The sequence below is a fragment of the Streptomyces sp. NBC_00299 genome (assembly GCF_036173045.1).
Classification (GTDB): domain Bacteria; phylum Actinomycetota; class Actinomycetes; order Streptomycetales; family Streptomycetaceae; genus Streptomyces; species Streptomyces machairae.
This window is the reverse complement of the sequence record NZ_CP108039.1, coordinates 979,527-988,356: the sequence shown is the minus strand read 5'-3', so window position 1 is coordinate 988,356 and position 8,830 is coordinate 979,527. Positions and strand designations below refer to the sequence as shown.

The following is an 8,830-nucleotide window of genomic DNA, read 5'->3' as shown; positions in this document are numbered from 1 at the left end:
CAGCTCATCAGGACTGGCTGACCGCACCGTGGCACAGTGGCCGTATGTGCGGACGCTATGCCTCCAGCCGCAGTCCCGAGGACCTCGCCCAGCTGTTCCAGGTGGCCGAGTGGCATCCGGAGGAGACACTTGCGCCCAGCTGGAACGTGGCCCCGACCGACGAGGTGTGGGCCGTCCTGGAGCGCACGCCTCGCGGCGCCGACGAGGACGAGCCGGTACGGCGCCGGCTGCGGCCGCTGCGGTGGGGGCTGGTGCCCTCGTGGGCGAAGGACGTCAAGATCGGCGCGCGGCTGATCAACGCGCGGGTGGAGACCGTGCACGAGAAGCCCGCCTTCCGCCGCGCGTTCGTCAAGCGCCGCTGTCTGCTGCCGGCCGACGGCTTCTACGAGTGGGACCAGGTCGAGGACAAGAAGTCGGGCAAGGTCCGCAAGCAGCCCTACTTCATCCACCCGGAGGACGGGCAGGTCCTGGCCCTCGCCGGGCTGTACGAGTTCTGGCGTGACCCGGAGATCAAGGATTCAGACGACCCCGCCGCCTGGCTGCTGACCTGCACGATCATCACCACCGAGGCCACCGACGCCGCCGGACGAATCCATCCGCGCATGCCCCTCGCCCTCACCCCCGAGCACTACGACGCCTGGCTCGACCCGCACCACGAGGACACCGACGACCTCCGCGCCCTGCTCGCCCCGCCGGCGGACGGCCACCTGGATGCCCGCCCCGTCTCCCCGGCGGTCAACAGCGTCCGCAACAACGGCCCTCAACTCCTGGACGAGGTCCCCGCTCCCTGACCCCGAAGGTGAGTTCTGGGTAAGGGTTGCTCTGCTGGACGGCAGCTAGACGCTTTTGACATCCGTTTTCATCTAGCGTGGGCCTGAAGCCGGGACGGGTGGAGCTCGGCGCATCATTCGCCTTGCCCTCGGAGGGTTCCATGCCTGCGTCCTCGTACCGTCGTCTTCCGCTTGTGCCACTGACAACCGGCGCATGTCTGATCCTCCTCGCCGGCTGCGGCAACACGCCGGATTCCAAAAGCGGCTCCGACGCCGCGCAGCGCCCCGCTGCCGCGGCCGCCGTCCCGGTGGTGGCCTCAACGAACGTCTACGGCGATATCGCGGAGCGAATAGGCGGCGGAAAGGTGCAGGTCACCTCGATCATCGGCGACCCCGACCAGGACCCGCACTCCTACGAGGCCAACACGCAGAACCAGCTGGCGTTGTCCAAGGCGAAGGTCGTGATCGAGAACGGCGGCGGCTACGACGACTTCGTCGACCGCATGCTGAAGAGCGGCGGTTCGTCCGCCGAGGTGGTCAACGCCGTCAAGGTCTCCGGGAAGACCGCCCCGGCGAGCGGGGAGCTCAACGAGCACGTCTGGTACGACTTCCCCACGGTCGCCAGGCTCGCCGACCGCATCGCCGCCGCCCTCGCCAAGGCCGACCCGGAGGACGCCGGCGCCTTCGGCAGGAACGCCAAGAGTTTCGAGGCGAAGCTCAAGCCGCTGGAGGGGAAGGAAGCCCGGATCAGGGCCGACCACGGCGGCGAGCGCGTGGCCATCACCGAACCCGTGCCCCTGTACATGATCGAGGCCGCCGGGCTGGAGAACGCGACGCGCCAGGAGTTCAGCGAGGCCATCGAAGAAGGCGGCGACGTCTCCGCGAGGACCCTGCAGGAGACGCTGGCGCTGTTCACCGGCAGGAAGGTCAAGGCGCTGGTCTACAACGAGCAGGCCTCCGGCCCGCAGACCGAGAAGGCCGAGCAGGCCGCCAGGGACGCCGGAATCCCCGTCGTCCCGGTGACCGAGACCCTGCCCCACGGCAAGGACTACCTCGGCTGGATGACCGCCAACGTCGACGCGCTCGCGGGCGCGCTGGCGAAGTGAGGCCCTCCACCGCGGCCGGCGGCGCCGCGCTGATCAGTCTGCGCGGAGCGGCTCTGTCCTACGGCGAGCGCGTGCTGTGGCAGGACCTCCAACTCGACGTGCGGCCGGGCGAGTTCCTGGCGGTACTCGGGCCCAACGGGGCGGGCAAGACCAGCTTCGTACGGGCCCTGCTGGGCCAACGCCCCTTGTCCGCCGGTACGTTGACGGTCCTGGGCCGTCCGCCCCGCAAGGGCAGCCGCCACGTCGGCTACGTCCCGCAGCAGGCGACCCTGTCCGCCCACGCGATGCTGCGCGCCCGGGACCTGGTCCGCTTCGGTATCGACGGGCACCGCTTCGGACCCCGGCTGCGCACGGGCGCCGTACGTCGCCGCGTGGACGAGGTCCTCACCGCGGTCGGTGCCGCCGCGTACGCGGATGTCCCCGTCGGGCTGCTCTCCGGCGGCGAACGGCAGCGAGTACGCATCGGACAGGCACTGGTGACCGACCCGCGGATCCTGCTCTGCGACGAGCCGCTGCTCTCCCTCGACCTGCACCACCAGCGGGCCGTCACGGAGCTGGTGGACGCCCGCCGCCGCTCCCACGGCACGGCCGTGGTGTTCGTGACCCACGAGATCAACCCCGTGCTGGGGCTGGTGGACCGCGTTCTCTACCTCGCCCGCGGCGGCCACCGCATCGGCACCCCCGACGAGGTGCTGACCTCCGAGGCGCTGTCGCAGCTGTACAGCACCCGGGTCGACGTCATCCGCGTCCGGGACCGCGTCACGGTCGTCGCCGTACCCGACGAGGTCGCGCAGTCGCCGCACCATCCCGAACTGCCGCACGGAGTGCGGTCATGACCATCGCCGACGGGATCTGGCAACAGGTCTTCAACTTCGACCACTACGGCGAACTGCTCGCCCTGGTCCGCAACTCCCTCGTCGCCGGCGCCGCGCTCGGTCTGGTCGGCGGTCTGGTGGGCGTGTTCGTGATCATGCGGGACCTGCCGTTCGCGGTGCACGGGATCAGCGAGCTGTCCTTCGCCGGCGCCTCGGCCGCGCTGCTGCTGGGCATGAACATCGTGGCCGGGTCGATCGTCGGCTCGCTCGTCGCCGCCGGGGCGATCGGACTGCTCGGCTCCCGCGCCCGGGACCGCAACTCCGTGATCGGCGTCATCATGCCGTTCGGCCTCGGGCTCGGCGTGCTCTTCCTCGCCCTCTACAAGGGCCGGGCGGCGAACAAGTTCGGCCTCCTCACCGGGCAGATCGTCGCCGTCGACACCCCGCAGATGTCCTGGCTGCTCGGCACGTCGGCCGTGGTGCTCGTCGCCCTGGCGGTGATGTGGCGCCCGCTCGCCTTCGCCAGCGCCGACCCGGACGTGGCCGAGGCGCGGGGCGTGCCCGTACGGGCGCTGTCGTTCGCGTTCATGATCGTGCTGGGCCTCGCGGTCGCCCTGTCCGTGCAGATCGTCGGCGCGCTGCTGGTCCTCACGCTCGTCGTCACCCCGGCGGCCGCCGCTGCCCGGCTCACGGCCTCACCGGTGCTGCTGCCCTTCCTGAGCGTGCTGTTCGCGGTGGCCTCCATCGAGGGCGGGATCCTGCTGGCGCTGGGCAGCAGCATCCCCATCAGCCCGTACGTCACCACGATCTCGTTCGCGATCTACCTCGGGTGCAGGCTGCTGGGCCCCCGCCGGAAGCCCAGGCGACATGAAGACATGAAGGGGTGTTCATCTATTCCTGTATCGTGAGCGCATGACTTCGACGCTCACCCCGCCGTCGGCCGAGCGGGCCGTGTCCACCCGTGCCGGGGCCGTGCCGCGGCGGCGCACCCGGCTCCTCGCACTGCCGGAGGTCCGCTGGGCCGTCGCGGCCACCGCGCTGTTCCTGCTCGCGCTGCCCCTGCAACTCGCCGGAGCGCCCGCCTGGACGTGGTGCCCGCTCTACGCGCTGTCGTACGCGACCGGCGGCTGGGAGCCGGGCTGGGAAGGCCTCAAGGCGCTCAAGGACAGGACCCTCGACGTCGATCTGCTGATGGTCGTCGCCGCGCTCGGCGCCGCCTCGATCGGGCAGGTGATGGACGGCGCCCTGCTGATCGTCATCTTCGCGACTTCGGGCGCACTGGAGGCACTCGCCACCGCCCGTACCGCCGACTCCGTGCGCGGACTGCTCGACATGGCCCCTGCCACGGCCACCCGGATCACCCCCGACGGCACCGAACAGACCCTCCCCGTCGAGGAGTTGACGGTCGGCGACACCGTCCTGGTCCGGCCGGGCGAGCGCGTCGGAGCCGACGGCCGGGTGCTGGACGGCGTCAGCGAGGTGGACCAGGCGAGCATCACCGGCGAACCGCTTCCCGCACCGAAGCAGCCGGGCGACGAGGTGTTCGCGGGCACCCTCAACGGCACCGGGGCGCTGCGCGTCCGGGTCGAACGCGACGCCTCCGACTCCGTGATCGCCCGGATCGTACGGATGGTGGAAGAGGCGTCCGGGACGAAGGCACCCACCCAGCTGTTCATCGAGAAGGTCGAACAGCGCTACTCGCTGGGCATGGTCGCCGCGACCCTTGCTGTGTTCGGCGTCCCGCTCGCCTTCGGCGAGGAGTTCTCTGAGGCGCTGCTGCGCGCCATGACCTTCATGATCGTCGCCTCGCCCTGCGCGGTGGTCCTGGCCACCATGCCGCCCCTGCTGTCGGCCATCGCCAACGCCGGCCGGCACGGTGTGCTGGTGAAGTCGGCGGTGGTGATGGAGCGCCTCGGCCAGGTCGACGCCGTCGCCCTGGACAAGACCGGCACGCTCACCGAGGGCACCCCGCGCGTTGTCGACGTACGGCCCCTGCCCGGATCGGCGCTGGACGAGGACGAGCTGCTGACGCTCGCCGCGGCGGCCGAGCACCCCAGCGAACACCCGCTGGCCCGGGCCGTGGTGGACGCCGCACGCGAACGGCGCCTCCACCTGCCCGACGTACGGGACTTCACGTCCGCGCCCGGGGTCGGGGTGAAGGCCGTCGCGGGCGGTCGTACCGTCGAGGTGGGTGCCCCGGCCCGCCTGCTCGACAACGCCTGCGCCGCGACCGACGCCGACGACGCGAGCCCGGTCGCCGCGCTGGCCGAAGAACTCCAGCAGTCCGGCCGTACCACCGTCCTCGTGGTCGTCGACGGCACCCCCGCCGGAGTGCTCGGCATCGCGGACCGGCTGCGCCCCGACGCCGCCGCCACCGTCGTCTCCCTCACCGCACTCACCGGCGCCGCCCCGACCCTGCTCACCGGCGACAACCCCCGGGCCGCTGCCCACCTGGCCGCCGAGGCCGGCATCGAGGACGTGCGCGCGGGGCTGCTGCCGCAGGACAAGCTGGCCGCGGTCAAGGAGATGGAGGGGGCGGGCCGCAAGGTGATGGTCGTCGGGGACGGTGTCAACGACGCACCCGCCCTGGCCGCCGCCCATATCGGCGTCGCCATGGGCCGCGCGGGCTCCGACCTCGCCCTGGAGACCGCCGACGCGGTGATCGTCCGCGACGAACTCGCCGCCGTCCCCACCACCGTCGCCCTCTCGCGCCGGGCCCGGAGACTGGTCGTGCAGAACCTCGTCATCGCCGGGGTCTTCATCACCGGCCTCGTGACCTGGGACCTGGTCGGCACGCTCCCGCTGCCGCTCGGCGTCGCGGGCCACGAGGGCTCCACGGTCCTCGTCGGCCTGAACGGACTGCGGCTGCTGCGGGACGCGGCTTGGGAGCGGGCGGCGGCAGATGGGGCCGGCTGACGGAACCGGGCTGACATTGCCCCACCTGACATTGCCCCGGCCGACAGGGACCGGCTGACAGGGCCTGTGACCCCAGGGCCGTACGTGCCGGCGGCCCTACTGCGCGGGGCCGTTGGCCCGCCCTGCCACACACCGGGCGGGCCAACGGCCCCTGTCGCACGGCTCCTGTCGGACTGTGTCTCGACGTCAGTCGCAGCGGCCCGCCGGCCGAGCGCGGGTCACGGCATCGGTGGTGCCGGTCGTCGAGTCCAGCCACACCACCTGGTTGCCGCCGACAGCGACCGCGGACGACTGCTCGCCGCGGTTGCACGAGACCCGGCCCTTGAGGGTGGCCGGATCATCGGGCGCGCCGGCCGCGGCGAACTGGTAGAGCTTGGGCGCCGATTCGTTGCTGAGCGGGGCGCCGGCCAGGTAGCTGCCGACCGTCACCCTGTCCTCCGAGACCGTCAGGTCGTAGGCGTTCAGGGCGTTCGGCCCGGTCTCCGGGCTCAGGTCCACCACGCCGGAACCGTCGAGTGCGGCGCGGCGCAGGGCCCTCGTTCCGTCGGTGGCGCCATCGTCGAGGAGCCAGAAGACGTGGGTGCGGTTGATCGCCGTCGGGCCGAGACTGATGCCGTCCGTGGCCGATTGGACCGCGGTGTTCTCGCCGGTCGCGATGTCGATGACCCGTGTGCTCACCGCGTACTCGGCGCGCACCCGCCGCCGCTCCTGGTAGGCGACCTTGCCGTTGCTCACCGACGGTGCCCACGCCCGGTAGTAGGTGCCACCGCCGATCGTCTCCACGTTCGCCGGGTCCTTGATGCTCAGATGGGCCACGGCCCGGCGCCCGCCGTAGGTGACGTAGTCGAAGGCCACGAGGTCACCGTCGACGTCCACCGAGCTGCCGGGGGTCCGGCCGTGCCAGAGCTTCTTGACGGGGCCGCCCGCGAGCGGCCTGGCCAGGACGTCGACGCCGTCCGGCCCGTACGCCTGCCACACCACGGTCTTGCCGTCGGTGGCCGGATTGACGTGGTAGCGACCGTCGTTGGGGCTCATCAGCTTGGGCGTGCCCCGGCCGTCGGCGCGCCCGGCCCACACCGAGTACGGCTCCGTGCCGTCCTCGTTGGACTTGGACGCCGCCCACCAGCCGCCGCCCCCGCCCAGGTTCGTGTTGCTGGTGTTGATCCGGTCGAGGAGGACGTCGGCGTCCATGCCGAGGGCCGACTCCCAGCCGGGCACTATGCCGTGGGCGGTGAAGGCGCGCTGCAGCGTCTTCCGGCCCGCCGCCGGGATCGCGAGGTCCTGGGCGGCGGCGAGCACGGCGGCCCGTGCCTCGGTGAAGCCGTCGAGCGGCGTGAGGTACTCGGTCAGCGCTCTGTAGACGATCTTGTCCATCGTCTCGGCGCCCAGGTCCTCACGGGCGTCCCACAACGCGCCGCCGATGATGGTCGAGTTGAGGTGGACGCCGCCGCTGTCGGTGGCGAAGCCGACGCCGAGGAACGACTTGGCCGTGGTGCGTCCGTCGCCCAGGTCGCGCAGCGCGCATTCCCGCGGGGACTTGGTCCGGCAGAGCCGCTCGCCCAGGAGGCCCGAGTCGGGGTCCGTCGCAGGGATGCCGTACACGTCCGCCTCGATGGCGTTGCCGAAGTAGTCGGCGATGGCCTCGTTCAGGGCGCCGGACTGGCCGGCGTAGACGAGGTTCGCGGAATGCTCGATCACGCCGTGCGTCATCTCGTGGCCGACGACGTCCATGGCCGCGGAGAGCGGGCGGTACTCGCCGTCACCGTTGCCGTACACCATCTTCTGGCCGTCCCAGAAGGCGTTGACGTACGGCTGCCCGTAATCGGTCACGCCCACAAGGGAGTTGACGGTCATGCCGCGGCCGTCGAGGCTGTCGCGGCCGTGCTTGCCCTTGAAGTAGTCGTAGACCTGCCCCGCGGCCCAGTGTGCGTCCACGGCCCCCGACTCGGTGGCCTCGGCGCCGAACGCAGGGGTCGGCGAGCCGAACTCCTGGATGCCCTCGGGCCACACCCCGCCGACGTCGGTGTACCACTTGCCGCGTGCGTCCCAGGTCGACAGGACGTTGCCGGAGTCGCCGGCGGGTATTCGGGAGCGGTCGCGCAGGACGTACAGGCCACGGTTGTCGTCGCGGTTGATGTCGAGGCCGACGGTGGTGCCGTCGAGCCTGACGCCGGTGCCCTCCTCGGCGGCGAGCGCCTGCCGCGAGCGCCTGCCGGCGGCGGCGGACTGCCCGGGTGTCGTGCGAGGCGTGCCGAACGTCTTGATACCGCTGTACTGAAGGACCGGATATCCGGCGCGGGCGTCCACGTAGACCTCGCGGCGCACGGGCTCACCGGTCGCCGGGTCGCTGCCGTGCACGGTGACGTGCCGGGTGAGGACGCCTGCCCCGGCGGGCAGTACGACGAGGCCGCGCACGGTGCCTTCGAGCGGGGACTCCTCATCGGCCCCCTCGCGCGGTGGCGCCGCGAAGTTCCTGTCGCCGAGTTCGGTGAGGACGGCGTGTACCGCACGCTCGACGGCGAGCGCCTCGCCGACCTCGGGCGTCGTGCCGGTGCTCAGCTCGGTGAAGTACTTGCCCGAGGTCCCGGTGACGACCCGCTCGCCGTCCTGCCGCTGCATACGGACGACGTACTGGCCGCCCAGGACGGGCACCCCCCGGTGCCGCTGTTGGAGCCGGACGGTCTCGCGGCCGTCGGCGGCGGTGGTCCCGGCGGGCACCAGATCGCGGTTCGCGTCGGGGATCCGGTACCGGCCCTGCCTGCCGTCCAGATAGGCGCGGGCCGCGGCTGCGGCACTGCCGGTGGCGGGGGCCTGCTCCCGGATGCCCCGTACCAGCGCCGGGGTCTGCGTCTCCTGCCCCGGGATCACTTCCGCCGGGTTCGGCGGCGGTGCCGTCGCCTCCGTCAGGGCGTCGGCAGGCGCCGCCGAGACGACGAGTGCGACGACGCTCAACAGCGCCGCCGCACCCGGTAATCCGATCGGTCGTGCCCGGTGGCCGCCTCGGCGGCCGCCGACTCTGCCGGTGGTTCTCCTGGTGGCTCTTCTGGGGTGACGCACGGTCTCCCGACCCCCCTCGCTCGCGGTGCCGGGGGCACAGTGCCGCCCGGCCAGGGGTCATCGAAGCGGCGATGTTCCGTTCGATCAACGGGGCGGGTGTGCCCACAGGTGACTTCCGGCTGTAGTCGGGCAGGCGGCGGCTGCCGGTCAGCGTCCCGGTTCGGGC

The 8,830-nt window shown here is 72.0% G+C and carries 6 protein-coding genes; 5 read left to right on the top strand and 1 reads right to left on the bottom strand.

Features of this window, described 5'->3' with window-relative positions:
- Positions 1 to 44: 44 nt before the first annotated feature.
- From OHT51_RS04530 to OHT51_RS04510, 5 genes are all read left to right on the top strand, one after another.
- Entirely contained in the window at positions 45 to 791 is a 747-nt protein-coding gene (locus tag OHT51_RS04530; protein WP_328877567.1) for an SOS response-associated peptidase, read from the top strand.
- 140 nt (positions 792 to 931) lie between these two features.
- Positions 932 to 1,876, top strand: a complete 945-nt coding sequence (locus tag OHT51_RS04525) for a metal ABC transporter solute-binding protein, Zn/Mn family (protein WP_328877566.1) — start codon at positions 932 to 934, stop codon at positions 1,874 to 1,876.
- On the top strand, positions 1,873 to 2,712 hold the full coding sequence (locus OHT51_RS04520) for a metal ABC transporter ATP-binding protein (protein WP_328877565.1): 840 nt from the start codon (positions 1,873 to 1,875) through the stop codon (positions 2,710 to 2,712). Before OHT51_RS04525 ends, OHT51_RS04520 begins: the two co-directional genes overlap by 4 nt.
- On the top strand, positions 2,709 to 3,599 hold the full coding sequence (locus tag OHT51_RS04515) for a metal ABC transporter permease (protein WP_328877564.1): 891 nt from the start codon (positions 2,709 to 2,711) through the stop codon (positions 3,597 to 3,599). Before OHT51_RS04520 ends, OHT51_RS04515 begins: the two co-directional genes overlap by 4 nt.
- A gap of 4 nt (positions 3,600 to 3,603) precedes the next feature.
- Positions 3,604 to 5,607: a heavy metal translocating P-type ATPase gene (locus OHT51_RS04510; RefSeq protein ID WP_328877563.1), complete on the top strand. Its 2,004-nt coding sequence runs from the start codon at positions 3,604 to 3,606 to the stop codon at positions 5,605 to 5,607.
- Between the two features lie 186 nt (positions 5,608 to 5,793).
- Here the strand turns inward: OHT51_RS04510 and OHT51_RS04505 are convergent, their stop codons facing one another.
- Positions 5,794 to 8,559 (bottom strand): M4 family metallopeptidase, encoded by a 2,766-nt coding sequence (locus OHT51_RS04505; RefSeq protein ID WP_328877562.1) that lies wholly within the window; start codon positions 8,557 to 8,559, stop codon positions 5,794 to 5,796.
- Between the last annotated feature and the right edge of the window lie 271 nt (positions 8,560 to 8,830).

Bases quoted from the DNA above. Each gene is read 5' to 3' on its own strand.
- OHT51_RS04530 (WP_328877567.1), top strand. From the start codon at position 45: ATGTGCGGACGCTATGCCTCCAGCCGCAGTCCCGAGGACCTCGCCCAG.
- OHT51_RS04525 (WP_328877566.1), top strand. From the start codon at position 932: ATGCCTGCGTCCTCGTACCGTCGTCTTCCGCTTGTGCCACTGACAACC.
- OHT51_RS04515 (WP_328877564.1), top strand. From the start codon at position 2,709: ATGACCATCGCCGACGGGATCTGGCAACAGGTCTTCAACTTCGACCAC.
- OHT51_RS04510 (WP_328877563.1), top strand. From the start codon at position 3,604: ATGACTTCGACGCTCACCCCGCCGTCGGCCGAGCGGGCCGTGTCCACC.